At 66.4% G+C, this 26,951-nt stretch carries 28 protein-coding genes; 21 read left to right on the forward strand and 7 right to left on the reverse strand.

What is annotated here, in order from left to right:
* Window positions 1-609: 609 nt before the first annotated feature.
* Complete coding sequence (locus tag AC5P5X_RS20005; protein ID WP_227415829.1) at window positions 610-834, forward strand: TonB family protein; 225 nt, start codon at window positions 610-612, stop codon at window positions 832-834.
* Window positions 835-909: 75 nt separating this feature from the next.
* Here AC5P5X_RS20005 and AC5P5X_RS20010 read toward each other — a convergent pair whose 3' ends face one another.
* The 3 genes from AC5P5X_RS20010 to AC5P5X_RS20020 are packed head-to-tail and all read right to left on the reverse strand — an operon-like array spanning window position 910 to window position 2,255.
* Entirely contained in the window at window positions 910-1,236 is a 327-nt protein-coding gene (locus AC5P5X_RS20010) for a hypothetical protein (protein WP_005408578.1), read from the reverse strand.
* Between the two features lie 23 nt (window positions 1,237-1,259).
* Entirely contained in the window at window positions 1,260-1,604 is a 345-nt protein-coding gene (locus AC5P5X_RS20015) for a hypothetical protein (RefSeq protein ID WP_495216046.1), read from the reverse strand.
* Window positions 1,605-1,643: 39 nt separating this feature from the next.
* Window positions 1,644-2,255 (reverse strand): GyrI-like domain-containing protein, encoded by a 612-nt coding sequence (locus AC5P5X_RS20020; protein WP_043034112.1) that lies wholly within the window; start codon window positions 2,253-2,255, stop codon window positions 1,644-1,646.
* A gap of 353 nt (window positions 2,256-2,608) precedes the next feature.
* Between AC5P5X_RS20020 and cyoA the strand changes: the two genes are divergently transcribed.
* From cyoA to cyoD, 4 genes are read left to right on the forward strand one after another with little or no spacing between them, the layout of a single operon-like run.
* A complete protein-coding gene (gene cyoA, locus AC5P5X_RS20025) occupies window positions 2,609-3,649 on the forward strand; it encodes a ubiquinol oxidase subunit II (protein ID WP_005408581.1) in 1,041 nt (346 codons plus the stop codon).
* 2 nt (window positions 3,650-3,651) lie between these two features.
* Window positions 3,652-5,649 (forward strand): cytochrome o ubiquinol oxidase subunit I, encoded by a 1,998-nt coding sequence (cyoB, locus tag AC5P5X_RS20030; protein ID WP_005408582.1) that lies wholly within the window; start codon window positions 3,652-3,654, stop codon window positions 5,647-5,649.
* The gene (cyoC, locus tag AC5P5X_RS20035; protein WP_005408583.1) at window positions 5,646-6,284 is read left to right on the forward strand and encodes a cytochrome o ubiquinol oxidase subunit III; all 639 of its coding nucleotides are present in this window, start codon (window positions 5,646-5,648) and stop codon (window positions 6,282-6,284) included. Before cyoB ends, cyoC begins: the two co-directional genes overlap by 4 nt.
* On the forward strand, window positions 6,284-6,625 hold the full coding sequence (gene cyoD / locus AC5P5X_RS20040) for a cytochrome o ubiquinol oxidase subunit IV (RefSeq protein WP_005408584.1): 342 nt from the start codon (window positions 6,284-6,286) through the stop codon (window positions 6,623-6,625). The genes cyoC and cyoD overlap by 1 nt, the downstream gene beginning before the upstream one ends.
* A 787-nt stretch (window positions 6,626-7,412) precedes the next feature.
* Here the strand turns inward: cyoD and AC5P5X_RS20045 are convergent.
* Complete coding sequence (locus AC5P5X_RS20045) at window positions 7,413-9,470, reverse strand: putative bifunctional diguanylate cyclase/phosphodiesterase (protein ID WP_005412645.1); 2,058 nt, start codon at window positions 9,468-9,470, stop codon at window positions 7,413-7,415.
* Between the two features lie 150 nt (window positions 9,471-9,620).
* Between AC5P5X_RS20045 and radA the strand changes: the two genes are divergently transcribed.
* The 4 genes from radA to AC5P5X_RS20065 all read left to right on the forward strand — a co-directional run bounded on the left by radA (window position 9,621) and on the right by AC5P5X_RS20065 (window position 15,887).
* Window positions 9,621-10,997: a DNA repair protein RadA gene (gene radA / locus AC5P5X_RS20050; protein WP_005408586.1), complete on the forward strand. Its 1,377-nt coding sequence runs from the start codon at window positions 9,621-9,623 to the stop codon at window positions 10,995-10,997.
* A gap of 121 nt (window positions 10,998-11,118) precedes the next feature.
* Window positions 11,119-12,975, forward strand: coding sequence for an ATP-binding protein (locus AC5P5X_RS20055; protein WP_111189244.1), 1,857 nt, complete (start codon window positions 11,119-11,121; stop codon window positions 12,973-12,975).
* A gap of 48 nt (window positions 12,976-13,023) precedes the next feature.
* Window positions 13,024-15,330 (forward strand): tetratricopeptide repeat protein, encoded by a 2,307-nt coding sequence (locus AC5P5X_RS20060; RefSeq protein WP_111117647.1) that lies wholly within the window; start codon window positions 13,024-13,026, stop codon window positions 15,328-15,330.
* Between the two features lie 92 nt (window positions 15,331-15,422).
* Complete coding sequence (locus AC5P5X_RS20065; RefSeq protein WP_005412649.1) at window positions 15,423-15,887, forward strand: YqhG/Tai3 family protein; 465 nt, start codon at window positions 15,423-15,425, stop codon at window positions 15,885-15,887.
* Window positions 15,888-15,987: 100 nt separating this feature from the next.
* Here the strand turns inward: AC5P5X_RS20065 and AC5P5X_RS20070 are convergent, their stop codons facing one another.
* Window positions 15,988-16,782, reverse strand: coding sequence for a cytochrome C assembly family protein (locus AC5P5X_RS20070; RefSeq protein ID WP_065183100.1), 795 nt, complete (start codon window positions 16,780-16,782; stop codon window positions 15,988-15,990).
* A 122-nt stretch (window positions 16,783-16,904) separates the two neighbouring features.
* On the opposite strand from AC5P5X_RS20070, the gene ffh reads away from it, so the two are divergent.
* From ffh to AC5P5X_RS20120, 10 genes are all read left to right on the forward strand, one after another.
* On the forward strand, window positions 16,905-18,281 hold the full coding sequence (gene ffh, locus AC5P5X_RS20075; RefSeq protein ID WP_005408591.1) for a signal recognition particle protein: 1,377 nt from the start codon (window positions 16,905-16,907) through the stop codon (window positions 18,279-18,281).
* A gap of 91 nt (window positions 18,282-18,372) precedes the next feature.
* Entirely contained in the window at window positions 18,373-19,449 is a 1,077-nt protein-coding gene (locus tag AC5P5X_RS20080; RefSeq protein WP_111189245.1) for an NAD(P)H-dependent flavin oxidoreductase, read from the forward strand.
* On the forward strand, window positions 19,446-20,258 hold the full coding sequence (locus AC5P5X_RS20085; protein WP_012479530.1) for an aminotransferase class IV family protein: 813 nt from the start codon (window positions 19,446-19,448) through the stop codon (window positions 20,256-20,258). The genes AC5P5X_RS20080 and AC5P5X_RS20085 overlap by 4 nt, the downstream gene beginning before the upstream one ends.
* A 98-nt stretch (window positions 20,259-20,356) precedes the next feature.
* Window positions 20,357-20,617: a 30S ribosomal protein S16 gene (gene rpsP, locus AC5P5X_RS20090; protein ID WP_005408594.1), complete on the forward strand. Its 261-nt coding sequence runs from the start codon at window positions 20,357-20,359 to the stop codon at window positions 20,615-20,617.
* Window positions 20,618-20,661: 44 nt separating this feature from the next.
* Window positions 20,662-21,174: a ribosome maturation factor RimM gene (gene rimM / locus AC5P5X_RS20095; RefSeq protein WP_111189246.1), complete on the forward strand. Its 513-nt coding sequence runs from the start codon at window positions 20,662-20,664 to the stop codon at window positions 21,172-21,174.
* Between the two features lie 8 nt (window positions 21,175-21,182).
* Window positions 21,183-21,941 (forward strand): tRNA (guanosine(37)-N1)-methyltransferase TrmD, encoded by a 759-nt coding sequence (trmD, locus tag AC5P5X_RS20100; protein WP_005412653.1) that lies wholly within the window; start codon window positions 21,183-21,185, stop codon window positions 21,939-21,941.
* A gap of 154 nt (window positions 21,942-22,095) precedes the next feature.
* Complete coding sequence (gene rplS / locus AC5P5X_RS20105) at window positions 22,096-22,497, forward strand: 50S ribosomal protein L19 (RefSeq protein WP_005408597.1); 402 nt, start codon at window positions 22,096-22,098, stop codon at window positions 22,495-22,497.
* Between the two features lie 82 nt (window positions 22,498-22,579).
* Window positions 22,580-22,960: a DUF6404 family protein gene (locus AC5P5X_RS20110; protein ID WP_049451937.1), complete on the forward strand. Its 381-nt coding sequence runs from the start codon at window positions 22,580-22,582 to the stop codon at window positions 22,958-22,960.
* A gap of 79 nt (window positions 22,961-23,039) precedes the next feature.
* Window positions 23,040-23,474 (forward strand): DUF1801 domain-containing protein, encoded by a 435-nt coding sequence (locus tag AC5P5X_RS20115; RefSeq protein WP_059033597.1) that lies wholly within the window; start codon window positions 23,040-23,042, stop codon window positions 23,472-23,474.
* A 38-nt stretch (window positions 23,475-23,512) separates the two neighbouring features.
* Window positions 23,513-23,920 (forward strand): DUF1801 domain-containing protein, encoded by a 408-nt coding sequence (locus AC5P5X_RS20120; RefSeq protein WP_111189247.1) that lies wholly within the window; start codon window positions 23,513-23,515, stop codon window positions 23,918-23,920.
* Window positions 23,921-24,037: 117 nt separating this feature from the next.
* Here the strand turns inward: AC5P5X_RS20120 and AC5P5X_RS20125 are convergent, their stop codons facing one another.
* Window positions 24,038-25,498, reverse strand: coding sequence for an MATE family efflux transporter (locus AC5P5X_RS20125; RefSeq protein ID WP_111189248.1), 1,461 nt, complete (start codon window positions 25,496-25,498; stop codon window positions 24,038-24,040).
* Window positions 25,499-25,560: 62 nt separating this feature from the next.
* Here AC5P5X_RS20125 and AC5P5X_RS20130 point away from each other — a divergent pair, with 62 nt between their 5' ends.
* Window positions 25,561-25,800, forward strand: a complete 240-nt coding sequence (locus tag AC5P5X_RS20130) for a hypothetical protein (RefSeq protein WP_005408602.1) — start codon at window positions 25,561-25,563, stop codon at window positions 25,798-25,800.
* Between the two features lie 9 nt (window positions 25,801-25,809).
* Window positions 25,810-26,217, forward strand: coding sequence for an RNA-binding S4 domain-containing protein (locus AC5P5X_RS20135; RefSeq protein WP_024956742.1), 408 nt, complete (start codon window positions 25,810-25,812; stop codon window positions 26,215-26,217).
* A 38-nt stretch (window positions 26,218-26,255) separates the two neighbouring features.
* Here AC5P5X_RS20135 and AC5P5X_RS20140 read toward each other — a convergent pair whose 3' ends face one another.
* Entirely contained in the window at window positions 26,256-26,858 is a 603-nt protein-coding gene (locus AC5P5X_RS20140; RefSeq protein ID WP_049406738.1) for a DUF937 domain-containing protein, read from the reverse strand.
* Window positions 26,859-26,951 lie beyond the last annotated feature (93 nt).

The raw sequence follows: 26,951 nt of genomic DNA on the forward strand, positions 1-26,951 counted from the left end.
CCGTGAAGCCACGCTCGATCACCTGCTTCACCGCCTCTGCCCGGAACTCATCCGTGTACTGCTTGCTGTTGCCCATAAACACCTCGGTCATTGCCATCAATTATGGCAACCGGATGTCTACGAAAGGCTGGCCGGTCCAAAATCATCAGCATTGATGTCACCTCTGGACTTCGCGTCAAATCCTCCGGGGAGATCCAGTCTCCTGCTCTGGGGGGCGGTCACGAGGTGAGCCATGCTGCCCAGCATGATCGGGTTGGATTGTCCGCTTTCCAGGCTTCGCTTGTTGCGCCACAGTCCAACTCGGAGAGCAACGGCGTGATGCAGATCCGAGTCGGCGTATCTTCGGAGGAGGCGCGGGCTACGGGGGTGGAGACCCGGGCCGCGCGTGAGCTGGGGGAGCCTGCCCGGAAGAGCTACAGCGACACGAACGGCACGGTTAATGTCTGCTCCCCCACCAGCAATCGGGAGTGTTGAATGAACCGCGTTCTGATGCTTGCGTTGGCCTTGTCCAGTGCCTCATGTCGCGCCGGTGAGGAGCTCCCTGGGCCTTGCCAGGCGGCAAGCAGTCCGGTGGAGTCCATTGCGCCGATCGTTTCCGCCGCGACTGAGATGCAGGTGCGTGGCTCTGTCGTGGCGACCGTCGTCGTTGAAGAGGATGGGCGGGTGACAAATCCCGTCATCACGCGGTCACAGTTTGAAGCGCTGGACCGGGGGAGGGTCGACAATGCTGCTTATGAGCGCGCAGCCTTGGTTGCCGTGGCGAAGTGGCGTTTCCCTCCGGTCCCATCCCGGTGCACCAGGAAGGTCACATTCGATTTCCAACGTCTGGATTGAATGAGCCCGGTCAGGCCATGGAAGGCGTTGGCAATCCCCGCCATGGGGCAGCGCGAGTTGGGGAGAAGATCTGCCTCAATAAGCAAGATCGAAATAGTAGATCTTCTTTGCTCCGAACACGCCGCAACCTTCGCTGGTGAGTGCGTGGAAGCCGATCGGTGTCCGCGATGACGCCGCCGACAGGATGGCCGCGTACTTTTCCCGTCCGGATTTGTCGCTGGCCAGATCGATTGTCCAGCGCCCGTCGGAAGCACACTCGTTGTTGGTGGGCTGGCCTTCCAGCCACACGGAAACGAACGTGGATTCGACAACCAGTTTGGTGATTTTTCCGGTCTGGTGTGTATCGGCCCATGCGCTGCCGGACAGCAGCAGTGCACCGAGCGTGATAGCGAGCTGTTTCATGTCTTCCCTGCAGGCCCGGAGGATCAAGCCCTATATATAGCGCAGCAGGTGCCGGATCTGATGAGCACGAGCATCACCAGTTGCCGCAGATAGCCGCCGATCACCCCGGCCAGCACCCCGGGCGCGATCCGCATGGCCAGCCGGAACCATCGCCCGGTGCGTTCCCGCAGCCATGGCAGTACCACCGTTACCTGTGCGGCCAGCAGCAACACCACCACATCCATCCCCAGTGCATCGATCAGCGACAGCAGCGGCAGCAGGTCGGGATTGCAGGCCAGTACAAGCAACAACACGCTGCACAGCAGCGCGAAGGCGCGGCGCCCGGTGGGCAGGGTGGTCCAGCGCAGTAAACGATCAATCAGGGGCATGAAGCTTCTGCTCCTTGTCAGAGCGGTGCTCGCAGGCGGTCATTCCGCGCGGACGGGCTGCCGCAGCACGGTCTTCAACCGCGTCGCGTCGGTCCTGCGCGGGTCGCTCAGGTAGATCTCATGATGGGGGCCGGCAAAGGTGTAACCCAGTGCGGGCATCAGTTCGTCGTGCAGATGGGCCAGGGCCGGACCCTCGTCATCGTAGGCGCCTACGTGAAGCGTCTGCAGGCAGAGGCCCTCTTCAAGAATGTCGTGGCGAAGGCTTGCCGGAACGTCGCCCAGTTTCTTCGCCGCCTTGGCAATGGCAGCCTCCAACTGCGCTGGACGGATCCCATCCGGCGTGCGGATCATCGCCGTCCACCTCCACTCATCCTTGCGGCGTGCCACAAAGCTCGACGGATCCTCGGCGGTCCAAAGCGCTTCCAGCGGTGGCACCACGTAGTCCTGGCCCCCGGCCTTAAGGGCGAACTTCAGTGCATAGCTCACCGAGTACAGCCATTGCACTGCCTGCAGGTAGGCCGGGGCGGTGTTCGGGTCGCCGCGACCGTCGACCATCAGGTAGGGCAGGGGCGGTACATCGACCGGTACGAACTGGCCGGCGGGCGGGTGATAGAGTGCCCGGTCGCGCTTCTTGAAGTCGATCTTGTCCATCGGGGTCTTCCTCCTGTGCCGAGCATCCCATGCTAGGCACCCGTCAGCACGCCTGAACCGATTCAGGTGACTTTGCCGAACGAGGGCGAACGGCCCGCGAACGTCCAGGGCCGGAATGCCGCCCTGGGTCATGCGCCCCGTCATGCCCGCGCGGTGCGACAACGTGTCGCAGCCAGAATCGGGCCTTTCCTGCGCTCGATCAATGTCAATGCCTTTCTTAAATGGTGGGTGACGGCCTAAAATTGAAAGGCTGACTCGACCCACCTCCCTACCTGTCTTCCGGACCGGTGGGACCGGCTTTGGCCGGAACAGGCAGGACGGGGAACGGCATTCCCTCGCAATTGGATCGACCGATGATTCCGTTGAAAACCCTTGGGCGCTGGTTGCGCCCGGGCCTGCTGCTGTCGTTGCTGGTGATGCTCACCGGCTGCGATGCCGTGGCCATCCTCAGTCCGAAGGGCCAGATCGGCCAGGATGAGAAGACCCTGCTGATCACGGCCACCGTGCTCATGCTGCTGGTCGTCATCCCGGTCATCATCATGACCCTGACCTTCGCGTGGAAGTATCGCGCCTCCAACACCAAGGCCCGTTACGAGCCGAAGTGGTCCCACTCGACGGCGATCGAGGTGGTGGTGTGGTCCATTCCCTGCATGATCGTGCTGGTGCTGGCGGTCCTGACCTGGCGTTCGTCGCACGCGCTGGACCCGTATCGTCCGCTGGAATCGGACGTCAAGCCGGTCACCATCGAGGCGATCTCGCTGGACTGGAAGTGGCTGTTCATCTATCCGGAAGAGAAGGTGGCGGTCGTCAACGAAATCAAGTTCCCGGTCAACACGCCGCTGAACTTCAAGATCACGTCCGATTCGGTGATGAATGCCTTCTTCATCCCGCACCTGGGCAGCATGATCTACTCGATGGCTGCGATGGAGACCAAGCTCCACCTGATCGCCAACGAGACCGGTGAATTCCCGGGCATGTCCTCGCACTACAGTGGCGCAGGCTTTGCCAAGATGCACTTCACCGCCTACTCGGTCACCGATGCCGAATACCGCCAGTGGCTGGACCAGGTCCGTGCCGGTGAGCAGACCCTGGACAAGGCCTCGTTCAAGGCCCTGGGTGAAGCACGCAACGCCGAGTGGTATCCGGTCACCTACTTCGGCAAGACCGAAGAAGGCCTGTTCGACTGGGTCATCGCCAAGCACATGGGCGACAACAAGCATTACGGCATGAAGCACTCGCACGCCGGTGCCGCCGCTGCCGATGCCGCCAGCCATGAAGCGCACGAGGGGCATGCCCCCAGTGACGCGCATGATTCCAAGGAATCGGGTGAAAACCTGGATGCCACCGAACACGAACACGCTGGCCATGCTGGCCACGCGGGTTCGGGAGAATGAACATGTTGGGAAAACTCTCTCTTGAGTCGATCCCCCACGATCCGATCGTGCTGACCACCCTGGTCGGCGCGGTGCTGGGTGGCCTGGGCGTCATGGCCCTGATCACCAAGTTCAAGCTGTGGGGCTATCTGTGGAAGGAGTGGTTCACCTCGGTGGATCACAAGAAGATCGGCGTGATGTACCTCATCGTCGCCTTCGTCATGCTGCTGCGCGGCTTCTCCGACGCCATCATGATGCGTACCCAGCAGGCGCTCGCCGTCGGCGGGTCCGAGGGTTACCTGCCGCCGCATCACTACGACCAGATCTTCACCGCCCACGGCGTGATCATGATCTTCTTCGTGGCGATGCCGCTGATCACCGGCCTGATGAACCTGGCCGTGCCGCTGCAGATCGGTGCGCGCGACGTCGCGTTCCCGTTCGTCAACTCGCTCAGCTTCTGGCTGTTCGTGTCGGGCGCTGTGCTGATCATGCTGTCGCTGTGGATCGGTGAGTTCGCTGCCACCGGCTGGCTGGCGTTCCCGCCGTTGTCGGGCATCGAATACAGTCCAAGCGTCGGCATGGACTACTACATCTGGGGTCTACAGGTCGCAGGCCTGGGTACCACGCTGAGCGGTATCAACTTCTTCATCACCATCCTGAAGATGCGTACCCCCAGCATGAAGCTGATGCAGATGCCGGTGTTCACCTGGACCGCCCTGGTGACCAACGTGCTGATCGTCGCTGCCTTCCCGGTGCTGACCATCACCCTGGTGCTGCTGACCCTGGACCGTTACCTGGGTACGCACTTCTTCACCAATGACGGTGGCGGCAACGCCATGCTGTACATCAACCTGATCTGGATCTGGGGTCACCCGGAGGTGTACATCCTGGTCCTGCCGGCGTTCGGTGTGTTCTCCGAAGTCATCGCGACCTTCTCGCGCAAGGCGCTGTTCGGCTACAAGGGCATGGTCTACGCCACCGCCTGCATCGGCGTGCTGTCGTTCATCGTGTGGCTGCATCACTTCTTCACCATGGGCTCGGGTGCCAACGTCAATGCCTTCTTCGGCATCACGACGATGATCATCTCGATCCCGACCGGCGTGAAGATCTTCAACTGGCTGTTCACCATGTTCCGCGGCCGCGTGCACTTCACCACCCCGGTGCTGTGGACCATCGGCTTCATGGTCACCTTCGTCATCGGCGGCATGACCGGCGTGATGCTGGCGATCCCGGCCATCGACTTCGTGCTGCACAACAGCCTGTTCCTGATCGCCCACTTCCACAACGTCATCATCGGCGGCGTGGTGTTCGGCATGTTCGCCGGCATCACCTACTGGTGGCCGAAGATGTTCGGCTTCCGCCTCAACGAGTTCTGGGGCAAGTGCGCGTTCTGGTGCTGGTTCATCGGCTTCTACGTGACCTTCATGCCGATGTACGTGCTGGGCTTCATGGGCATGACCCGCCGCCTGCAGAGCACCGTCAACCCGGCCTACGAGCCGCTGCTGCTGATTGCCGCCGCAGGTGCCTTCATCGTGGGTGCCGGCATCCTGTGCCAGATCATCCAGGTGGCCGTGTCGATCCGCGACCGCAAGAAGACCGTCGACCTGACCGGCGACCCGTGGGATGCCCGTACGCTGGAGTGGGAAACCTCTTCGCCGCCGGCCTTCTACAACTTCGGCACCCTGCCGGAAGTCACCGAACTGGACGATTTCTGGGAGCGCAAGCAGCGTGGTGAAGCCTGGCCGAAGCCGGCCAAGTACACCGACATCCACATGCCGCGCAACACCGGCACGGGCGTTGTCATCGGTGCCTTCAGCCTGGTGTTCGGCTTCGCGATGATCTGGCACATCTGGTGGCTGGCCATCGTCGGCTTCGTCGGCATGATCGCCACGTTCATCTACCGCACCTTCGACCAGGACGTGGACTACTGGGTCCCGGCCGCCGAGGTGGAACGCATCGAGAACGAACACCGCAAGCACCTGGAAGCCCAGGGCCTGGTGAAGTCGGAGCTGAAGGCATGAGCACCAATACCTCGACCCTGAGCCACGGGCACGCCGCGCATGCGGCGGCCCATGGCCATGACGACCACGAGCACCACGACACCGGCGGCAACACCGTCTTCGGTTTCTGGGTGTACCTGATGAGCGACTGCCTCATCTTCGCCTCGCTGTTCGCCACCTACGTCGTGCTGGCAGGCGGCACCGATGGTGGCCCCACCGCGAAGGACCTGTTCGAACTGCCGTTCGTGGCATGGGAAACCGCGCTGTTGCTGACCTCGTCGCTGACCTTCGGCCTGGGCATGATCGCCATGCACCGCAAGCAGATGGGCCAGATGTACCTGTGGCTGGGCATCACCTGGCTGCTGGGCTTCGGCTTCATGTGCATGGAAGTGTGGGAGTTCCAGCACCTGATCCACCAGGGCTACGGTCCGGACCGCAGTGCCTTCCTGTCGGCGTTCTTCGCCCTGGTCGGTACCCACGGCCTGCACGTCAGCGCCGGCCTGCTGTGGCTGCTGGTGATGTTCGTGCAGCTGAAGAAGTACGGCCTGACCCCGACCAACAAGACCCGCATGGCGTGCCTGAGCCTGTTCTGGCACTTCCTGGACCTGATCTGGATCGGCGTGTTCTCCGTCGTCTACCTCAATGGAGCCCTGTAATGGCACATGACAACCATGCACACGACCACGGCACCGGCGGCGAAAGCCATGGCACCGTGAAGTCGTACCTGATCGGCTTCGTGCTGGCGGTGGTGCTGACCGTCATCCCGTTCTGGATGGTGATGTCGGGTGATTTCTCGCGCACCGTCAACGGTGTGGTCATCGCGATCACGGCAGTGCTGCAGATGCTGGTCCACCTGGTGTTCTTCCTGCACCTGGACCGATCTTCGGAAAGCCGCTGGAACGTCAACGCTGCGGCCTTCACCGTGGTGGTGATCGGCATCATCGTGGTCGGTACCCTGTGGGTCATGCACAACATGAACGTGCACATGATGCACTGACGTCCGCGCGACGTTGCCACGCAGAAAGGCCGCCCTCGGGCGGCCTTTTTGTTTGTCGCGCCCGCCGGGAATGGCACGCGCGGTGGTAGTGCCGGCCGCTGGCCGGCAATTACGGGAAGCCGGCCAGCGGCCGGCTCTACCAGGATCCACGCCATGCGTGGATGGGGTCAGAGCCCTTGCCTGCGGCCAGGGATCCGACCCCAAAGCCATCGGCCTCATCCCACCCGGCATGGCCGGCACAGGGGGGTAGTGCCGGCCGCTGGCCGGCAACTACGGGAAGCCGGCCAGCGGCCGGCGCTACCAGGAGATCCACGCTGTACGGGGATGGGGTCAGAGCCCTTGCCTGCGGCCAGGGATCCGACCCCAAAGCCATCGGCCTCATCCCACCCGGCATGGCCGGCACAGCGTGGTAGTGCCGGCCGCTGGCCGGCAATTGAGGGAAGCCGGCCAGCGGCCGGCTCTACCAGCCTCCACGCCATGCGTGGATGGGGTCTGAATCCTTGCCTGCAGCAAGGGATCCGACCCCAAAGCCATCGGCCTCATCCCGCCTGGCATGGCCGGCAACTACGGGAAGCCGGCCAGCGGCCGGCTCTACCAGGAGATCCACGCCATGCGTGGATGGGGTCTGAATCCTTGCCTGCAGCAAGGGATCCGACCCCAAAGCCATCGGCCTCATCCCGCCTGGCATGGCCGGCACAGGGTGGTAGTGCCGGCCGCTGGCCGGCAATTGCGGGAAGCCGGCCAGCGGCCGGCTCTACCAGGATCCACGCCATGCGTGGATGGGGTCTCACCCCACCCGGCGCAGGAATTCCTCGGCGTCCATTGGTCGGCCCAGGTGGTAACCCTGCAATTGATCACACCCCAGTTCGCTCAGGTACTCGCGCTGTGCCTGCGTCTCCACACCCTCTGCCACCACCTGCAGCTGCAGGGTGCGCCCCAGCGCGATGATCGACGAGACGATGGCGGCATCCTCTTCATTGCATTCCAGATCGTGCACGAACGCGCGGTCGATCTTCAGTTCGGTGGCGGGCATGCGCTTCAGGTAGAGCAGGCTGGAATAGCCCGTGCCGAAGTCGTCGATGGCAATGTGCACGCCCATCGCGGTCAGGTCGTTGAGAATCGCCAGGCTGGCGTCCACGTCCTTCATTGCCGTGGTCTCGGTGATCTCCAGGGTCAGGCACGCCGGCTCGATGCGGTGCCGTTGCAGCACCTCGCGCACACTGTCCAGCAGCGCCGGCGAGGCGAACTGCAACGGTGACAGGTTTACCGCCATCGACCATTCGGAATGTCCGGCATCGTGCCACGCGCGCAGCTGTGCACAGGCACGGTCCAGTACCCAGTCACCGATCGGCAGGATCAGACCGCTGCGTTCGGCGATGGGAATGAACACATCCGGCGCCAGCAGGCCCAGCTCGGGATGCTGCCAGCGCAGCAGCGCTTCGGCGCCGGTGGCCGGTGCGCCGGCGGCAGGGAACTTGGGCTGGTAGTGCAGCACCAGCTCGTCGCGGGCGATGGCCTTGCGCAGGTCCTGCAGCAGGCGCAGCTGGCGGTTGGCACTGAGCTGCATCGAGGGGGTGAAGAACGTATAGCCGTTCCGGCCGGTCTCCTTGGTGTGGTACATCGCCGCATCGGCGTGTGCCATCAGCTCGCGCTCGTTGCCGGCATCAGCCGGATACAGGGCGATGCCCAGGCTGGCGCTGACCTGCAGCTCGGCTGCATCCAGCAGGAACGGTTCGCCCGCCGCCGCGATGATCCGCTCGGCGACCACCACTGCATCGTCGGGAACATCGATGGCCAGCACGATCACGAACTCGTCGCCGCCGAGGCGGGCGAAGGTGTCCTGCGGCCGCAGCAGGCCGCCGATACGCTGCGCCACCGCCACCAACAGGCGATCTCCCAGCTGGTGTCCGTACGCATCATTGACCGCCTTGAAGCCATCCAGGTCGCAGAACATCACCGCCACCGCCTGGTTGCGCCGCCGCGCCTTCTCGATGGCCTGCTCGATGCGGTCCTGCAGCAGCATGCGGTTGGGCAGCTGGGTCAGCGGGTCGTGCAGGGCGGCCTGGATCAGCCTGTCGTTGGCGTGCGCCAGTGAATCGGCCAGCAGCCCGGTGCGCACGCGCATCTGCCGGTCGAACAGCGAGGCCACCAGGGCGATGCCCAAGGTCGCCACCGTGGTGACGATCACCAGCACCGCCAGCCAACGCGTGTCGATGCCGCCGCTGCCGACCGCGCCGCAGATGCTGCCCTCCGGGAAGCGCGCCGCGGCCATGCCGGTGTAGTGCATGCCGACGATGGCCAGGCCCATCACCAGTGAGGCGAGCAGGCGCAGGCGCGTGGTGTTGCGCTGCTCGGCACGCAGGCGGAAGGCAATCCACAGCGCCGCACCGGCGGCGCCGATGGCAACCGCGATGGAGGCAGCGAACCAGCCCGGGTGATAGTCGATGCCCGGCTGCATGCGCATCGCGGCCATGCCCAGGTAGTGCATGGTGGCAATGCCCAGGCCCATCAGCACGGCGCCGGCCAGCAGACGTCGCCAGGGCAGGCTGGACCGCGACACCAGCCACAGCGCATAGGCCGAGGCGCCGATCGACACGGCCAGCGAGTACAGGGTGATGCCGAGGTCGTAGCCGACCGGAATCGGCAGGTCGAAGGCCAACATGCCGATGAAATGCATCGACCAGATACCCAGGCCCATCGCCGCCGCGCCGCCGGCCAGCCACCAGCGGGCCACGCGGCCCTCGGCGGTGGCCAGGCGGCCGGCCATGTCCAGCGCCGTGTACGAAGCAAGAATGGCCACCAGCAGGGAGATGGCGACCAGGCTCTGACTGTAACTGCCAGTCATGTTGAATCCAGAGGGGGAGGGAGGGGGCGCCCGCAAGGCGCACGCCCGCGACAGCTATCGGCGCGGGCAGGCGGGACTTGAGCGGTCGCAGCACCTGCGACCCGGCTCGGCTATCCTGCCACGCCTGTTCCCGTTGCTGGAAATCATCCGATGGCCAAAGCCCGCACCGCCTACGTCTGCAATGAATGCGGCGCCGAATTCAGCAAGTGGCAGGGCCAGTGCACCGAGTGCAACGCCTGGAACTCGCTGTCGGAAATCGTGCTGGAGAGCGCGGCGGCGGCCAAGGCGCCGGCGTCGCGCCGGGCGGGTTGGGCGGGCAAGATCGATCCGCCGAAGATCACCGCGCTGAAGGACGTGGAGCAGACCGAGCACCGCCGGGTCAGCACCGGCATCGGCGAGTTCGACCGCGTGCTCGGCGGTGGCCTGGTCGAGGGCGCGGTGGTGCTGGTCGGCGGTGACCCGGGCATCGGCAAGTCGACCCTGCTGCTGCAGGCAGTGGCAAAGATGGCGGCCGAACTGCCGGTGCTGTACGTCACCGGCGAGGAGTCGCTGGCGCAGGTGGCCGGTCGTGCGCACCGGCTGGAACTGCCACTGGATGGGGTCAACGCGCTGGCCGAGACCGGCGTCGAGTCGATCCTGCAGCATGCCTCCAGGGCGGGCCCGCGGCTGATCGTGGCCGATTCGGTGCAGACCCTGTGGACCGAGAGCCTGACCGCCGCACCGGGTTCGGTCAGCCAGGTGCGCGAGAGCGCGGCGCGGCTGGTGCGTTTCGCCAAGGAGACCGGCACCGCCGTGTTCCTGGTCGGCCACGTGACCAAGGAGGGCGGCATCGCCGGCCCGCGCGTGCTCGAACACATGGTCGATGCGGTGCTGTACTTCGAAGGCGAGAGCGGCAGCCGCTTCCGTTTGCTGCGCGCGTTCAAGAACCGCTTCGGTGCGGTCAACGAACTCGGCGTGTTCGCGATGGGGGACAAGGGCCTGAAGGAAGTCTCCAATCCATCGGCCATCTTCCTGTCCGGCGGCAGCACCCATCAGCCGGGCAGCTGCGTGATGGTCACCCGCGAGGGCACGAGGCCCCTGCTGGTGGAGGTGCAGGCACTGGTCGATGCATCGCCGCTGTCGAACCCGCGCCGTGTTGCGGTCGGCCTGGAGCAGAACCGCCTGGCCATGTTGCTGGCCGTGCTGCACCGTCACGGCGGCGTGCTGGTCGGCGACCAGGACGTGTTCGTCAATGTGGTCGGGGGTATCCGCGTACAGGAGACCGCGGCCGACCTGCCGGTGCTGCTGGCGGTGCTGTCCTCGCTGCAGGACCGGCCGCTGGCGGAAAAGACGATTGCCTTTGGCGAGGTTGGCCTGTCCGGCGAGATCCGCCCGGTGCCCAACGGCGAGGACCGCCTGCGCGAGGCGGCCACCCATGGTTTCAAGCGCGCCATCGTGCCCAAGGCCAACGCGCCCAAGGGCGGTTCGGTGAAGGGCATGGAAGTGATCGCGGTGGAGCGCCTGTCCGAGGCCATCGACGCGGCGTGATGCGCGGGGCCCTGCCTCTACAAGCGTCGTATACGGCAACGGTCAGCCTGCCTGTGCTAGTTTTTCCCGCTCGACGAAGGCGCCCTCTGGCGTCTTTCCGTGCCCAGGAGTAAACGATTACATGCAGGACACCACGCTCACCGCCCCCAACGCTGAAATCCGTCGTGCCGGGGTCGATCTCAATGGACTGATGACGGTGCTGGGCAAGCACCTGTACTCCACTCCGGTGGTGGCGCTGCGTGAGCTGGTGCAGAACGCGCACGACTCGATCATCCGTCGTCGCATCGAACAGCCCGGCATCGAAGTGCCTTCGCGCATCTCGGTACAGGTCGATGCCGCTGCCGGCGTGCTGCGCATCACCGATACCGGTGCTGGCCTGACCCGCCAGGAAATCCACGACTACCTGGCTACCGTGGGCGTCGGCTACACCCGTGGCCTGCGCCAGGGCGGCGAGGACGATGAGGGCCTGATCGGCATGTTCGGCCTCGGATTCCTGTCGGCCTTCGTGCTGGCGCGCAGGGTCAGCGTGCGTACCACCTCGTACCAGACGCCGGAACTGGGTCATCTGTACGTGTCCAGCAATGCCGAGCAGTACACCGTCAGCGAAATGCCGGCGCGCGCGGTTGGCACCGAGGTGGAACTGGAGCTGCATCCGGATTTCCTGCCGCTGGCCAACGAGGCGCGCCTGCACGAGGTGCTGGGCCGCTATTGCGCGCTGCTGTCCGAGCCGATCTTCATCGGTGCTGCGGCCGAGGCGCTCAACCCCGAGCCGCCGCCGTGGCGCAGCCAGGGTGACGTCGTCGTGCATCCGGTGCAGGCGCGTCGTCAGGCGCTGCAGTTCGCTGCGCGCTTCGAGCATGATTTCGAGCCGATCGTCACCGTGCCACTGCACGCGGATGGCGACAGCGATGCCACCGGCCTGCTGTGGGTCCAGGACGGCGCTACCTACGGCACCAGTGACAACCGCAATCTTTCGGTGTTCGTGCGCGGCATGCTGCTGGACGACGATGCGCGCGACCTGCTGCCGCCGTGGGCCGGTTTCATCGGCGGGGTGATCGAATCCTCGCGGCTGACGCCCACCGCCAGCCGCGAAGACCTGCAGCGCGATGACCAGTACCGGGCCGTGCAGCACGCGCTGCTGGAGGCGCTGATTGATGGCCTGGCCGACGTCGCGCGGCAGCAGCCGGAAGCCTGGCGACGCGTTCTCACGCGCCATAATGAGGCCTTGCTGGGCGCGGCGCTGTGCGATGACCGCCTGTTCGACCTGCTGCTGGAGCACGTGCGCGTGCCGACTTCGCAGGGCGACCTGCCGGCCAGTGCGCTGCCGGCGCGCGGTGCCGTGCATGTGATTCTTGACAATGGCGGTGGCTTCGAGGAGATGCTGTTCCGCGCGATGGGGGTACCGGTCGCGCATGGCCACCGCTATGCAGTCGTGCCGTTCCTGCGTCGCTGGGCCCAGGCCAAGGGGCTGCGCCTGGTTGAACTTGGGACCGAGCAGGGTAACCGTGCACTGTTCCGAAGCGATGACAGCCTCGACGAGGCGCAGCTGGCATGGCTGCGCCAGCAGCTGGGCGATGGCGAGCAGTTGCTGCCGGCACGCTTCAGCCCCGAGTCGCTGCCGGTGGTGGTGGTGCCCGACCGCGAAGCCGAGCTGAAGCAGCGCCTGGAAGACGACGAGAACGACAAGCGCGTGTCGATGGCCGCGCTGCGCCTGGCCCGGCAGTTCACCGCACGCATCGAGTCGCGCGCGCCGTCGCGGCTGTACCTCAATCTCGATAACCCGGCAGTGCAGGCGCTGCTGCGCGCCCAGCGCGAGGGGCATCCACAGGCCGAAGCCGCAGCCCGTCTGCTGCGCTCACTGAAGATCATCGTCGCCGCGCAGGGCCGCCCGCTGGCACGCGCGAACGCTACGCCCGGCCCGGATCTCAACGGCGCCTTTACCGATATCGCCGGTGCCCTGCAGCAGATGCTGCGCTGAGCACCGTACCTTCTCATCCAGCCTTCGCTAGACAGGAGCACTTACCCCATGGACATCTGGAACTGGGTCGAAAAACTGCAGGGTGACCTGCGCCAGGCCGGTCAGGCGCAGAACGCGCACCTGCTGAACCGTCTCGCCGACGAGGTGAGTGAACTGCAGATCGACCGCGTCGATGCATTGCTGCCCGAAGCGCGTGCGCTGGGCAAGGCGCTGGACAACCCGTGGGTCGACGTCTATGTCGGCCACTGGGCGCTGCGCAACCGCGTCGGCAACCGCGTCGAAGGCGAGAGCGCGCTGGGCGAAGCGGTGGCGCTGTTCGAACGTGCGCACCGTGAGGACACGCTGGAATGCCCGCAGTCGATCTGCGTGACCCAGGATCTGGCTGCCTGCTATGGCAACATCGATGGCCCGGGCTGGGTGCCCGAGCGCATCGAGGTCTGCGATGAAACACTGGGTCGCATCGACCCGAGCTGGGCGTGTTTCCAGTGCCTGAGCTGCGAGAAGGCCGATGCGCTGCTCGATGATGGTCGTGGCCAGGCGGCGCTGGATTACCTGCAGGCGCAGGCCGATGCCGTGGAGGCCTGTGGCAAGGAAGTGTTCGACAGCTTCCCGGAGATGCAGATCAAGATCCTGCTGGGAATGGGCCGTGCCGATGAGGCACTGGTACTGATCGAAAAGCGGGAGGCCGAAGTTGCGGCGTCCGGAGAATACGAGCCGGCCAACTGCACGGTGCCGCGCCGCCTGTCCAAGGCCTGGGCGCTGGCCCAGCTGGGCCGCGACGAAGAGGCGCTGCAGCAGCTGGTGCCGTGGAGCGAGCTGACTCCGAACTACTGGCGCCTGTGGGCCAACACCGCCGCCGCGCTCTGCCAGCGGGATCCTGCGCGCAACACCTGGGATCTGGGCACGCGCTTCAACACGATCATCGAGCACTTTGCCCGGGTCGGATCGCATCGCCTGCTGATCGAAGTGGCAGCGCTGAGCCTGGAGCTGGCGCTGCAGCGTGGTGCGCGCTGGGTGGCACTGCGGCAGCTGGAACTGGCCCGCACGCATCTGGCGCAGCTGCGCCAGGATCGTGGTGCTGCGGCGCTGGTGGCCGGCCTGGCCGCGCGCATCGACGCGTTGCCGGATGTCGCACCGCTGCCGGTGCCGGCGGGCGAGCTGCTGGCATGGCTGGACGCGCAGGGCGAACAGAACCAGTCGCGCGATCCCGAGCGCGAAGCGCAGTGGTTGCTGCAGGCGCATGCCGAGTTGCCCGATGACGAGGCGCTGGCCGAGATGGCGGCCAGCGCACTCAATGCCTGCGGCGCACAGCCCGAGGCGCGCGCGCTGCTGTGGCGGTTCGTACGCGGCCATGCGCAGCATGATGGTCCCGCGGCCTACACGCTGATGCGCTGGCTGGCCGAGCAGGGCGACGACGATGGCCTGCGCCAGCTGGCCGATCTCTACCGTGGCAGCGTGCCGGTGTTCGCGCACTGGTGCGAGGTGCAGCGTGCACGCCGCGTGTCCGACTGGCCGGCGCTGGAGCAGGCGGCCCGATCCCTGCTGGAGCTGTCTCCGGGTTCGCACGGCGCGCGTGGCACGCTGGCGCGCATGTACATGGAAACCGGCCGCTTCAGCGAAGCACAGGCCTGCTACGCGCAGCTGGTTGAATTGCTGGAAGAGCCGAATGCCGCGCATTGGGACCACATGAGTGCCGCCAGCGCGGCGCGGGATTGGGACGCCGTGCGTCGCTCGGCGAAGGCGATCGGCATGGAGCTGTCCAGCCAGGAAGGCGTGGTCGAAGAGCCGTGGGGCTGGGTGATCATCCGCAGCGAAGAGAACGGTGAGCCGATGGAGTACTACGCCCGTCGCAGCGGACCGGTGACCGCGCGCATCGTCGAGAACGCGCCGTCCAACCGCGCCCAGCAGGTGGGCGACTGGGTGGTGTTCGATGCCGCGCTGGTGCATCCGGCACCCGAGGAGGAGGAAGCACGCGAGCATTTCATCCCGACCTATGCGCAGGTGCATGTGCTGGAACGCGGCGGCTTCGCCCGCAGCTGGATGATCGATGGCGCGCACCCGGGCGAAGAGGCCTGGAACGTCTTCGTTGAGGCGGCCGAAGCACAGGGTTGGAAGGTGTGGTCGCACAGCCGCCCGGACTACACCGTCACCGACCCCGATGTGGAAGACGGCACGCTGCCCGGCCTGCTGTTCACCGTGGCCCAGCCGCAGGACCATGCACCGCTGGCGCTGCACCGCTTCCTCCAGCAGCAGACCGCGACGTGGCCGCATCCGCATTGCTGGCTGCGCCTGGCTGAAGCCTGCGACCAGGATCGCCAGCCGCACCTGGACGTGATCGAGCGTTACGGGTTGTAAGCCGGGTATCGGGTAGTGCCGGCCGCTGGCCGGCAGCACCGGGATATCCTGTAGTGCCGGCCAGCGGCCGGCACTCCCTCTAGGAGAAATACATGCGAAAGACAGGGATGTTCGTGATCGCCGGGCTGCTGCTGGCCCCCACCGTGCAGGCTGCTCCCGCCTGCCGGGAGCCTGCGGCTGTGGCCCGCGCCTTCTACGAGGCGACGACCGGCAACGGTGATCTGCTGGATCCGCCGGCCGCGCTGGTCAGCGCGGCCTTCGGCAAGGCGCTGCGTGATGAGCGTGCCTGCCAGCAGCGCGAGGAGGGCATCTGCACGATCGATTCCGATCCGTGGCTGGATGCGCAGGATGGCGACATCGACAGCCCCGTGCGTTACAGCTGGAAAGAGGCCTCGGCGACCACTGGCCAGGTAGAAATGCGCTATTTGGTCTGGAAAAAGGCCTACGTGACCCGGTTGCCGATGGTGCGCCAGGGCCAGGGCTGCTGGCAGGTCGATGACATCCTCACCAACAGCGGCCGTTCGGTGCGGAAGATCCTGGCCCAGCCGGTGCCCTGATCGTCTGCGGCATCCACGCATGGCGTGGTCCAGTTGCCGGCCAGCGGCCGGCACTACCGGGTGATGTTGGGGTGGATGCCGACCGTTGGTCGGCACGCCGCTATCGCGAATGCCCGAACACCAGTTCGATCACGAACTGGCTGCCGAAGAAGGCCAGCAGCAGCAACAGCATTGCCGCCAGCGTCCAGTGCACCGCCTTCATGCCCCGCCAGCCGTAGCGGCGGCGGCCGATCAGCAGCACGCCGAACACGATCCAGGACAGCACGCTCAGCACGGTCTTGTGCACCAGCTTCTGTGCCAGCAGGTCGTCGACGAACAGCACGCCGGTGACCAGGGTCAGGGTCAGCAGCGCGAAGCCGACGGTGATTACCCGGAACAGCAGTGATTCCAGGTCGGCCAGCGGCGGCAGCGCCCGCAGCCAAGGCCGGAACTCGCGGCGACGCAGTGCGCGTTCCTGCAGCCACAGCATGATTGCCAGCAGCGCGGCGATGCTCAGCGTGGCGTAGGCCAGCAGCGCCAGCCAGGCGTGGCTCGCCAGGCGCCAGCCCAGTACTTTGCTCGGTTCGTGGCCGTAGCCGTGGTAGGCCAGCAGCAGCACGGCAGCCAGCGGGAACACCACCACGCCCAGCGCCGACATCCGCCCGCGTGCGCCGACCAGCGAGGTCAGCCAGGCCATGCCCAGGCCGACCAGCGACAGCGCGGCGAAAAAGTGCATGTCCGGCCCGCCGTTGGTGCGCATCGCCACCATCACGTGGTAGCTGCCATGCAGCAGCATCGCCGGCAGGGCCGGCCACAGCCAGGTGGGCGAGCCGGTGGTTTCATCGCGGCCGAGCGCGCGCACCAGCAGGGCACTGGCAGCCAGGTAGAGCAGGACGGCGATGAGAACGATTGTCATCGTTGCAGTTTCGCATACCCCTGCGGTGGTGGCGACGGCCCCGTGGCCGCAGTCCGGGGAGACAGCCGGACCCGTTATACTGTCTGCCTTATTGTCCCCCGCTTTCAGACAGGTTGCGCCGCATGTTCGAGTCCCTGACCCAGCGCCTTTCCGGCACCATCGAGCGCCTGCGTGGCCGTGGCCGCCTGACCGAGGAGAACATCCGCGAGGCAACCCGCGAAGTGCGCATCGCGCTGCTCGAAGCCGACGTTGCGCTGCCGGTGGTGCAGGCCCTGATCGAGCGCATCAAGGTACGAGCGGTCGGCCAGGAAGTGCTGAAGTCGCTGACCCCGGGCCAGGCCCTGATCAAGGTCGTGCGCGACGAGCTGACCGCGGTGATGGGCGCCGAAGCCAGCGACCTGAACCTCAATGTGCCCGCGCCGGCCATCATCCTGATGGCGGGCCTGCAGGGCGCCGGCAAGACCACCACGGTGGGCAAGCTGGCCAAGCACCTGAAGGAAAAGCGCAAGAAGAAGGTGATGGTGGTCTCGGCCGACGTCTACCGTCCGGCCGCGATCGAACAGCTGAAGACCCTGGCCGAGCAGGTCGGCGTGCTGTTCTTCCCGTCCAGTGCCGACCAGAAGCCGGAAGCCATCGTCCGTGCCGCCATCGACGACGCGCGCAAGTCGTTCGTCGACGTGCTGCTGGTCGATACCGCCGGCCGCCTGGCCATCGACGAAGCGATGATGGCCGAGATCAAGGCCCTGCACGCTGCGGTGAACCCGGCCGAAACCCTGTTCGTGGTCGACGCCATGACCGGCCAGGACGCGGCCAACACCGCCAAGGCCTTCGGCGACGCCCTGCCGCTGACCGGCGTGGTGCTGACCAAGACCGACGGTGACGCCCGTGGCGGTGCCGCACTGAGCGTGCGCTACATCACCGGCAAGCCGATCAAGTTCGTCGGTGTCAGCGAAAAGCCGGAAGGCCTGGACGTGTTCCACCCGGACCGTATCGCCAGCCGCATCCTCGACATGGGCGACGTGCTGTCGCTGGTCGAGCAGGTCGAGCAGCAGGTCGACAAGGACAAGGCGGCCAAGCTGGCCGAGAAGGTCGCCAAGGGCAAGAAGTTCGACCTGAACGACATGCGTGACCAGCTCGAGCAGATGCAGAACATGGGCGGCATCGGCGGCCTGATGGACAAGCTGCCGGGCCTGGGCAACATCCCCGACCATCTGAAGCAGCAGGTCAGCCAGGGCAAGGAAGTGCCGCGCATGATCGCCATCATCAGCTCGATGACCAAGAAGGAACGGCGCAACCCGAACCTGCTGAACGGCTCGCGCCGCGCGCGCATCGCCAAGGGCTCGGGCGTGACGCCGGCTGACGTCAACAAGCTGATGAAGCAGTACATGCAGATGGAAAAGATGATGAGCAAGATGGCCGGCGGCGGCATGAAGGGCATGCTGCGCAGCATGAAGGGCATGATGGGCGCCATGGGCGGCCGCGGCATGCCGTTCCGTTGATGCAGCGACGGGGCCGGCGCGCATTGCGACGCGGCCCCGGTCACAATGACTGGCGTATGCTGGATGGCGACTTCTCCAACAGGTATGTCGCGTGAATGCATCGCCGATTCTTGAACGCGCCGACACCTTCTGTCGGCGTTTTTCATTGCAGCTTCCGATCCTGCTGGCACCGATGGCCGGTGCCTGCCCGGTGCCGCTGTCGGCTGCGCTGGCCAATGCCGGCAGCATGGGCGCGATGGGCGCGGTGTTGTCCTCTTCGGCCGATATCGGTCGCTGGATGGACGATTTCCGCGCCGCTTCGACCGGCCCGGCGCAGGTGAACCTGTGGGTGCCGGATCCGGTGCCGACCCGTGACGTTGCCGCCGAGGCTGCCAGCCGCGCCTTCCTGGCGCAGTGGGGCCCGGACGTGCCGGCCAGCGCCGCCGATGCCACGCCCGCCGACTTCGAAGAACAGTTCGCCGCACTGCTGGCCGCACGCCCGGCGGTGGCCTCGACCATCATGGGTGTGTTGCTGCCGCGCCACGTGCAGCAGTTGAAGGATGCCGGCATTGCCTGGATCGCCTGCGCGACCACCTTGTCCGAAGCGCGTGCAGCACAGGACGCCGGTGCCGATGCGGTGGTGGCGCAGGGCATGGAAGCGGGCGGCCATCGCGGTGCGTTCGATCCGGCGATGGCCGAGCGCCAGCTGGTCGGCCTGTTCGCGCTGCTGCCGCGCCTGGCCGATCACCTGCAGATCCCGGTGATTGCCGCCGGCGGTATCGCCGATGGCCGCGGTATCGCCGCCGCGCTCACGTTGGGGGCCAGCGCGGTGCAGATCGGCACCGCGTTCCTGCGCACGCCCGAAGCAGCGATCGCCTCGGCATGGGCCGATGGGCTGGCCGCCAGCGAACCGGAAGACACCTGGCCGACCCGCGCCTTCAGCGGCCGCCTGGGCCGCGGCCTGGCGACCGCCTATGTGCGCGCCGCTGCCGCAGAAGGCGCCCCGGCGCCACGCCCGTACCCGGTGCAGCGCGGGCTGACCGCGCCGATGCGCAAGCAGGCCGCGCAGGAAAACCGCCTGGCGGCGATGCAGGCCTGGGCCGGGCAGTCGGCGTGGATGGCGCCGGCACAGCCGGCCGCCGACGTGGTGCGCGGCATGTGGAGCCAGGCGCAGGCGCTGCTGCGATGACGGTGACCTGCAACGGCCTGCCGGCACAGGTCGAGGATCTGCTGCCGGCGCTGGTCAACTACGGCCATTTCACCTCGCTGCAGGTGCGCGACCACGCGGTGCAGGGACTGGACCTGCATCTGGCGCGGCTGTCACAGGCGACGCGTGAACTGTTCGGCAGCGAGCTGGATACGGTGCAGGTACAGACCTGGATGGCACAGGCCCTGCAGCAGGCCGGCCTGGCCGATGCCTCGCTGCGGGTGACGGTGTACTCGCGCCGGTTCGATTTCCGCAACCCGCTGGCGGCGGTGCCGGTGGACGTGCTGGTGGCAGTATCAGCGCCGGTGGCCCTGGTCGCGCCCAAGCGCGTGCGCAGCGTGGTCTGGCAGCGCGAAATGCCGCAGATCAAGCACGTGGGCACGTTTGGCCTGTTCGCCGAGCGCCGAGCGGCGATGGCCGAAGGATTCGACGATGTGCTGTTCGTGACCGCTGATGGCGACGTGAGTGAAGGCAGCACCTGGAATCTGGCCGTGCACGATGGTGAACGGCTGCTCTGGCCGCAGGCGCCGGCCCTGCGCGGTACGGCCGAAGCGCTGCTGAAGCGGCATTGGCCCGATGCGCAGTTGACGCGGCCGTTGGCGCTGGCTGAACTGGGCAGTGTGAAGGCCGCTTTTGCCTGCAACGCCAGCGGCCTGTGGGCGCTGGAGGCCATCGACGGGCATCTCCTGCCAAGCTCGCAGGCGCTGGCTGAACAGGGCAGGGCGGTGCTGGCGGCGGTGGCTTGGCAGGGGCTGGGGCCAGATCCCTTTTGCGCCGCAAAAGGGATCTGACCCCAAGCGAACCCCCCGGGGTTGGCTCGGCCGGACTCTGCCGCTATAATCGCCCGCTTACCTCGCCATCCTGGCGACTGGGCAATAGGAAAAACACCATGGTCAAGATTCGACTGACCCGCGGCGGCGCCAAGAAGCGTCCGTTCTACCACATCATCGTCACCGACGTGCGCAGTGCGCGCGACGGCCGCAACATCGAGCGCGTTGGTTTCTACAACCCGGTCGCCCAGGGCGGCGAGAAGCGCATCGAGCTGGACCTGGCCCGCGTTGACCATTGGGTCAAGAACGGCGCCCAGCCGACCGACAAGGTCCGCAACCTGATCAAGGAAGCGACCAAGTCCCAGGCCGCTGCGGCCTGATCCTGACGGGCCACGCTTCGGCGTGGCCCTCTTGGTTGAAGCAGATGAAAGATATCGAGCGCCGCATCCTGCTGGGCAGGGTTATCGGCGCTTTTGGTGTGCGCGGCGAGATCAAGCTCGAGTCCTGGACCGAGCCACGTTCCGCCATTTTCCGTTACCAGCCGTGGATCGTGCGCAGCCCGTCCGGCGTGGAAACCACGATTGAAGGTGTGCGTGGCCGCGACAGTGGCAAGCACCTGGTCGCCCGTTTCCCCGGCGTCGAGGACCGCGATACCGTCGAAGCGATGCGCGGCACCGAGATCTACGTGGCCCGCAGTGCCCTGCCACCGCCGAAGCCCGATGAGTATTACTGGGTGGACCTGGAAGGCCTGGACGTGAAGACCACCGAGGGCGTTGCCTTGGGCCAGGTCTCGCACCTGTTCAGCACCGGCGCCAACGACGTGGTGGTGGTCCGGGGTGACCGTGAGCGGATGATTCCGTTCGTGCAGCCGGACTTCGTCAAGTCGGTCGACTTCGAGGCCAACCTGGTCGTGGTCGACTGGGATCCCGAGTTCTGAGTGTGAGCATGCGTTTCGACGTCATCACCCTGTTCCCCGAGTTCCTCGCCCAGTCCGCTGGACTGGGCGTGGTCGGGCGCGCGCAGGAGAAGGGATTGTTCAGCCTGCATGGCTGGAATCCCCGTGATTACGCCGAAGGCAACTACCGCCGGGTGGACGACCGTCCGTTCGGTGGTGGCCCGGGCATGGTGATGCTGATCGAGCCGTTGCAGGCCTGCCTGCAGGCGATCCGCGATGCTGATCCGACCCCGGCGCGGGTGATCCATCTCAGCCCGCAGGGGGCGCCGTTGACCCAGGCCAAGGTGCGGGAACTGGCGGCATTGCCGCGCATGGTCCTGCTCTGTGGCCGCTACGAGGGCATCGACGAGCGTTTCCTGGAAGCCAATGTCGACGAGGAAATCTCCCTCGGCGACTACGTGCTGTCGGGTGGCGAGCTGGGTGCGGCGGTCATCATCGACGCCGTGGCCCGCCTGCAGGACGGGGCCCTGAATGACGCTGAATCAGCGGCCCAGGACAGCTTCGAAGGTGATCTGGGCCTGCTCGACTGCCCGCACTACAGCCAGCCGGCCCAGCACCCTCTGGGCGACGTGCCGGACGTGCTGCGCTCAGGCAACCATGCGGCCATCGCCGCGTGGCGCCGCCAGCAGTCGCTGGTCCGTACCGCCCAGCGGCGCCCGGACCTGCTGGATGAACAGGCGCTGGGCAAGGCCGACCGCACGCTGCTGGAACAGGGCCGTCAGGCCCAGAAACAGAAGGCCGACCCCTAGCGCAGGGCCGGCTTTATCGGCTATCATGGCCAATTACCGCCAGCCTAGGCCGGCGCGCGCAGTACCCACAACAAACGTGCAGCACAGTCCGGTGACTGCATGAGCCCACGTTGTCTACATGACACGCCCACCCGAACAAGAATCGGTGTAACCCATGAGCAAGCTGAACAAGTCCATCGTCGCGGAATTCGAATCCGCCCAGATCACCCGTGAACTGCCGAAGTTCAGCCAGGGCGACACCGTTGTCGTCAACGTGAAGGTGAAGGAAGGCAGCCGCGAGCGCGTGCAGGCCTACGAAGGCGTCGTCATCGCCACTAAGAACGCCGGCCTGAACTCCTCGTTCACCGTGCGCAAGATCTCGCACGGCTACGGCGTCGAGCGCGTGTTCCAGACCCACAGCGCCATCATCGACTCGGTCGAAGTGAAGCGTCGTGGTAAGGTCCGCGCCGGCAAGCTGTACTACCTGCGTGGCCTGGAAGGCAAGGCTGCCCGCATCAAGGAAGACCTGGCTGCCGCTGCTGCCGCCAAGGCTGCCCGTCTGGCCGAAAAGGCCTGATAAACAACTTCGGTTGTTGCCGGGACGGCCACCTTCGGGTGGCCGTTTGCGTTTCCGGCATCGCATCGGCCACGATCAGGTGATGAACGACATCAACCCGCGCTATCCCGCCGTGATCCAGTCGGCGTTGCGCTTCCTCGACGGCAAGGGGCTGGCGCGTGTGCAGTCGGCGCCGTTGCTGCATCGCCTGCTGTGGCGCATGGGCATCGCACTGCCACCGCCGATCCTGGCCGGCTTCGGTACCAATGCGCTGGTGCAGGGCCTGTTGTTCGGGCTGTTCTGGACCGCGCTGATGTGGCTGATGCTGTGGCAGGGCAGTGAGCGTCCGCTGGCGCTGCTGCTGGTGGCCGGGCTGTTGGCCGGAGCGCTGTTCGGCATGGTGATGGCGGCGCTGATGCGCTCGCTGCGCCGGCACCGCAAGCTGCCGGAGTGGCGCCAGTTCCGCGCGGGGCAGGCGGACTGAGCCGATGGCGCACTGCGCCGTGACCGCCCGGCACGGGCCGCGGTAGGCTGCAGTGTCATCCCGATGGACGTGCCGTGCGATGCCTGCCAAGCGAACCGCACCTTCCGCTGCGCCCAAGCTGTTGTCAGGCGGCAATCCGCAGATCGCCAAGGGCGAGGGCGATGCCACGGTACAGGCGTATATCGCGGCGATGCCGGACTGGAAGCGGTCGATCGGCGCACGGCTGGATGCGCTGGTCGAACAAGCCGTACCCGGGGTGCACAAGGCGGTGAAGTGGAACTCGCCGATGTATGCGGTGGCCGCGGGCGAAGGCTGGTTTCTCAGCTTCCATTGCTTCACCCGCTATATCAAGGTGGCGTTCTTCCGCGGCGCTGCGCTGAAACCGGTGCCGCCGGAGCCGTCCAGGAGTGCCGATACGCGCTACCTGCACATTGCACAGGATGGCGTACTGGATGAAGCCCGGTTTCTTGACTGGGTGCGCCAGGCCGCGGCATTGCCCGGCGAACACATGTAAGCCCACCGTTCTGATCTCCTTGCCGACGAGAGCCGCTGATGGCCACGCATGCACCCAACCCGGCCGATGCCGGAACCCCGGCCGCCGAACTGATCGATGCGCGCATCGCCGAACTGGGCGACTGGCGTGGCGAAGCGCTGGCACGCGTGCGTGCGTTGATCCATGAGGCGCTGCCCGACGTGCAGGAAACCTGGAAATGGCGGGGTACACCGGTGTGGGAGCACAACGGCATCCTGTGCACCGGCGAGACCTACAAGCAGGCGGTGAAGCTGACGTTTGCCAATGGCGCGGCGCTGGCCGATCCGGAGGGCCTGTTCAACGCCAGCCTGGACGGCAACACGCGGCGCGCGATCGATATCCATGAAGGCGCGATGCCGGATGCCGCCGCGTTCAAGGCGCTGATGCGCGCGGCGGCCATGTTCAACGCGGCGAAGAAGAAGCGGTAGAGCCGGCCGCTGGCCGGCTGTGCCGCGATGCTGCTGGAGAGGTGTGAGGTTGCCGGCCAGCGGCCGGCACTACCGTGGCGTTCACTGGCCCCTGAGGTTGCCGGCCAGCGGCCGGCACTACCGCATCGGTGCGGCATCCGGGTCGGCCACCGGCGACGGCGGGCAGGCCGGAATTTCCGACGGCGTGGCCAGTTCCTCGGCGTGCGAGGGCTTGCTGATCATCTTCGCCTTGCGCCAGCCGCCCCAGCGGTAGTACGCCAGCGACAGCAGCATCGACACCAGCGAGCTGACCGGGAAACTCCACCAGATCGCATCGGCGCCCCAATACGGCTGCAGCAGCTCGGCGAACGGCACGCGAACGCCCCACAGCGAACCCGCCAGGATCAGCAGCGGCGGGATCACCGCACCGGTGGAGCGCACCACGCCGGAGATCACGAAGCTGACGCCGAAGAACAGGAACGAGCCGATCACCACGTGGTTGAGGTGACGGGCAATGTCCAGCGCCTGGCTGGCCGGCGGCAGGAACAGCGCCAGCAGCTGGCGATCGAACAGCACCAGCGGCAGGATCAGCGCGCCGGTCAGCAGGAAATTGAACAGCACGCCCTGGCGTGCGGTGCCGCGTACGCGGTCCCAGCGCTGCGCACCGACGTTCTGCGCCGCCATCGAAGAGCACGCCGCACCGATCGCCATCGCTGGCATCTGCAGGTAGTTCCACAGCTGCAGGGAAGCGCCGTAACCGGCGGCGGTGTCGGTGCCGTACTGGTTGACCATGGTCATCAGCAGGATCACCGACAGCGAGATCAGCACCATCTGCAGGCCCATCGGCACGCCCTTGAGCACCAGCGCTTTCAGGATGGTCAGGTCGAGCTTGAACAGGCGCATGTCGGCGCGGCCCAGCCACAACGTGTGGCGCTTGTGCCGCATGTACAGCAGCAGGCCGGCCAGCGACAGCGTCTGCGCGACGAGCGTGGCCCAGGCCGAGCCGGCGATGCCCAGCGCGGGGAACGGCCCCATGCCGAAGATCAGAACCGGGTTCAGCACGATGTCCAGTGCCACCGACACCATCAGGAAACGGAACGGCGTGCGCGAGTCACCGGCACCGCGCAGCGCGGCGGTGAGGAAGGCGAACGCATACAGCGTCGGCATCGCCAGGAAGATGATCTGCAGGTAGGCCTCGGCCAATGGCAGCGAGGCGGCCGGCGTGCCCATCGCCGCCAGCAGCGGATGGGCCATGAACCAGCCGGCGATGGCGATGATCACCGACAGGCCGATGAAGAAGGTGGCGCTGGTACCCACCACGCGCCGCGCCTGCGGGATGTCGCGCGCGCCGATCGCCTGGCCGATCAGGATGGTCGAGGCCATGCCGAAGCCGAACACCGAGCCGATCAGGAAGAACATGATGTTGTTGGCGTTCGCGGTGGCGGTCAGTGCCGCCTCGCCGAGGAAGCGCCCGACCCAGACCGCATTCACCGAACCGTTCAGCGACTGCGCGATGTTGCCGGCCAGGATCGGCAGGGAAAACAACAGGAGATTGCGGCCGATCGGGCCGGAGGTCAGGTCAAGCGGCGCTTTGGCCATGGAGTGGTGATCGAATCCCGGGAGGCGCACACTAGCACCAAGCCGGTTTGCGGGATGTGGCAATGCGTCAACGACTGCAGGTGAAGCGAAGGCTGGCGCTGGCCTTGATCGGCGCCGCGCTGGCCGCATGTTCGACAGGTGACCGGCTGGGCGATACCCAGGTGCGGCCAACCGACCGCCCCGAGTGCCTGGTCGGCAGCCAGCGCCAGGATCTTTCCGCCGGCGTTCCCACCCTGATCGGGGGCAGCGGCTGCCGCACCGACCCCGACAACCCGCGTCCCCTGAACAAGCGAACGGAGTAGTCCCTGCCGATGACCGAGCTTTCCGCGCTGTCGCCCAGTGTCCGCCTGGACATCTGGCTGTGGGCGGCCCGTTTCTTCAAGACCCGCAGCCTGGCCAAGCAGGCCATCGAAACCGGCAAGGTCAGCGTCGCCGGGCAGCGCCCGAAATCCTCACGCGCAGTGCGCGTCGGTGAGCAGCTGCAGGTCGACCGCGGCGAAGAGCATTTCGAGATCCAGGTGCTGGGCCTGAGCGACCAGCGCGGGCCGGCGCCGACGGCGCAGCAGTTGTATGCCGAGAGTGAGGCCTCGAAGGCGCGCCGTGCCGAACAGCGCGCGTTGCGCATCGCGGCGCGCGATGGTTTCCAGCCGCCGGAGCACAAGCCGGACAAGCGCGCACGGCGGTTGATCCGCGCGCTCGGCGATATCGACGCGTTGTAAGCAGCAGGGCGCCAGACCGGATCCGGCGCCCCCTTGGCTCAGCGCTTGCCGCCCAGCAGGCTGCCGCCGATCTTCAGCAGATCGCCCACGCCGAGCTGGCCGTCACCGTCCTGGTCCAGCAGGCTGCCGAGCAGGCCACCGGCAAGACCGCCCTGCTGCTGCACCTGCTGCTTTTCCTGGCCGAGGGCCTGGCTGAGCGAGCCGGCGTCGGCCTGGCCGCCACCGAGGCGCTGGGCGAGGAAAGCCATCACGATCGGTGCGAGGATCTGCAGCAGCTGGCTGGTGCGGCCACTGTCGAGCTGGGTGGCCTGGGCCAGGCCGGTTTCCACCTTCTGCTGGTTGCCGCCGAAGATGTGACCGAGGATGCCGGCGCCATCGCTGGCGGCACCACCGCTACCGCCGCCCAGTACCGAACCGAGCACGCTGCCCAGGTCCAGCCCACTGTGGTTGTTCTGCAGCGCGCCGAGCAGCGCCTGCGCGCCCTGCGGCTGCGAGGCGTTGTTGCCCAGCGCGCCCATCAGCACCGGCAGCGCGGCACTGATCGCACCGGAAGCCTGGGTGTCGCTGATGCCGAGCTGCTGCGACACCTGCTGCAGCGGTGCGCCCTGCAGTTTGGCGAGAAGTTCGTCGGTGAGGCTCATCTGCGGAATCCTTGATTGGGGTGGGGCGTGCAGAAGGTACGACGCGGACCGTTAAAACGGCGACGCCGCCTCACGGGGAGGCGGCGTGCTGTT

The organism is Stenotrophomonas sp. YJH_SMC_91, from assembly GCF_059368495.1.

Excerpts from the sequence above, each read along its gene's own strand:
- AC5P5X_RS20005 (WP_227415829.1), top strand. The coding sequence starts at position 610 with ATGCAGGTGCGTGGCTCTGTCGTGGCGACCGTCGTCGTTGAAGAGGAT.
- AC5P5X_RS20010 (WP_005408578.1), bottom strand. The coding sequence starts at position 1,236 with ATGAAACAGCTCGCTATCACGCTCGGTGCACTGCTGCTGTCCGGCAGC.
- AC5P5X_RS20015 (WP_495216046.1), bottom strand. The coding sequence starts at position 1,604 with ATGCCCCTGATTGATCGTTTACTGCGCTGGACCACCCTGCCCACCGGG.
- AC5P5X_RS20020 (WP_043034112.1), bottom strand. The coding sequence starts at position 2,255 with ATGGACAAGATCGACTTCAAGAAGCGCGACCGGGCACTCTATCACCCG.
- cyoA (WP_005408581.1), top strand. The coding sequence starts at position 2,609 with ATGATTCCGTTGAAAACCCTTGGGCGCTGGTTGCGCCCGGGCCTGCTG.
- cyoB (WP_005408582.1), top strand. The coding sequence starts at position 3,652 with ATGTTGGGAAAACTCTCTCTTGAGTCGATCCCCCACGATCCGATCGTG.
- cyoC (WP_005408583.1), top strand. The coding sequence starts at position 5,646 with ATGAGCACCAATACCTCGACCCTGAGCCACGGGCACGCCGCGCATGCG.
- cyoD (WP_005408584.1), top strand. The coding sequence starts at position 6,284 with ATGGCACATGACAACCATGCACACGACCACGGCACCGGCGGCGAAAGC.
- AC5P5X_RS20045 (WP_005412645.1), bottom strand. The coding sequence starts at position 9,470 with ATGACTGGCAGTTACAGTCAGAGCCTGGTCGCCATCTCCCTGCTGGTG.
- radA (WP_005408586.1), top strand. The coding sequence starts at position 9,621 with ATGGCCAAAGCCCGCACCGCCTACGTCTGCAATGAATGCGGCGCCGAA.
- AC5P5X_RS20055 (WP_111189244.1), top strand. The coding sequence starts at position 11,119 with ATGCAGGACACCACGCTCACCGCCCCCAACGCTGAAATCCGTCGTGCC.
- AC5P5X_RS20060 (WP_111117647.1), top strand. The coding sequence starts at position 13,024 with ATGGACATCTGGAACTGGGTCGAAAAACTGCAGGGTGACCTGCGCCAG.
- AC5P5X_RS20065 (WP_005412649.1), top strand. The coding sequence starts at position 15,423 with ATGCGAAAGACAGGGATGTTCGTGATCGCCGGGCTGCTGCTGGCCCCC.
- AC5P5X_RS20070 (WP_065183100.1), bottom strand. The coding sequence starts at position 16,782 with ATGACAATCGTTCTCATCGCCGTCCTGCTCTACCTGGCTGCCAGTGCC.
- ffh (WP_005408591.1), top strand. The coding sequence starts at position 16,905 with ATGTTCGAGTCCCTGACCCAGCGCCTTTCCGGCACCATCGAGCGCCTG.
- AC5P5X_RS20085 (WP_012479530.1), top strand. The coding sequence starts at position 19,446 with ATGACGGTGACCTGCAACGGCCTGCCGGCACAGGTCGAGGATCTGCTG.
- rpsP (WP_005408594.1), top strand. The coding sequence starts at position 20,357 with ATGGTCAAGATTCGACTGACCCGCGGCGGCGCCAAGAAGCGTCCGTTC.
- rimM (WP_111189246.1), top strand. The coding sequence starts at position 20,662 with ATGAAAGATATCGAGCGCCGCATCCTGCTGGGCAGGGTTATCGGCGCT.
- trmD (WP_005412653.1), top strand. The coding sequence starts at position 21,183 with ATGCGTTTCGACGTCATCACCCTGTTCCCCGAGTTCCTCGCCCAGTCC.
- rplS (WP_005408597.1), top strand. The coding sequence starts at position 22,096 with ATGAGCAAGCTGAACAAGTCCATCGTCGCGGAATTCGAATCCGCCCAG.
- AC5P5X_RS20110 (WP_049451937.1), top strand. The coding sequence starts at position 22,580 with ATGAACGACATCAACCCGCGCTATCCCGCCGTGATCCAGTCGGCGTTG.
- AC5P5X_RS20115 (WP_059033597.1), top strand. The coding sequence starts at position 23,040 with ATGCCTGCCAAGCGAACCGCACCTTCCGCTGCGCCCAAGCTGTTGTCA.
- AC5P5X_RS20120 (WP_111189247.1), top strand. The coding sequence starts at position 23,513 with ATGGCCACGCATGCACCCAACCCGGCCGATGCCGGAACCCCGGCCGCC.
- AC5P5X_RS20125 (WP_111189248.1), bottom strand. The coding sequence starts at position 25,498 with ATGGCCAAAGCGCCGCTTGACCTGACCTCCGGCCCGATCGGCCGCAAT.
- AC5P5X_RS20130 (WP_005408602.1), top strand. The coding sequence starts at position 25,561 with ATGCGTCAACGACTGCAGGTGAAGCGAAGGCTGGCGCTGGCCTTGATC.
- AC5P5X_RS20135 (WP_024956742.1), top strand. The coding sequence starts at position 25,810 with ATGACCGAGCTTTCCGCGCTGTCGCCCAGTGTCCGCCTGGACATCTGG.
- AC5P5X_RS20140 (WP_049406738.1), bottom strand. The coding sequence starts at position 26,858 with ATGAGCCTCACCGACGAACTTCTCGCCAAACTGCAGGGCGCACCGCTG.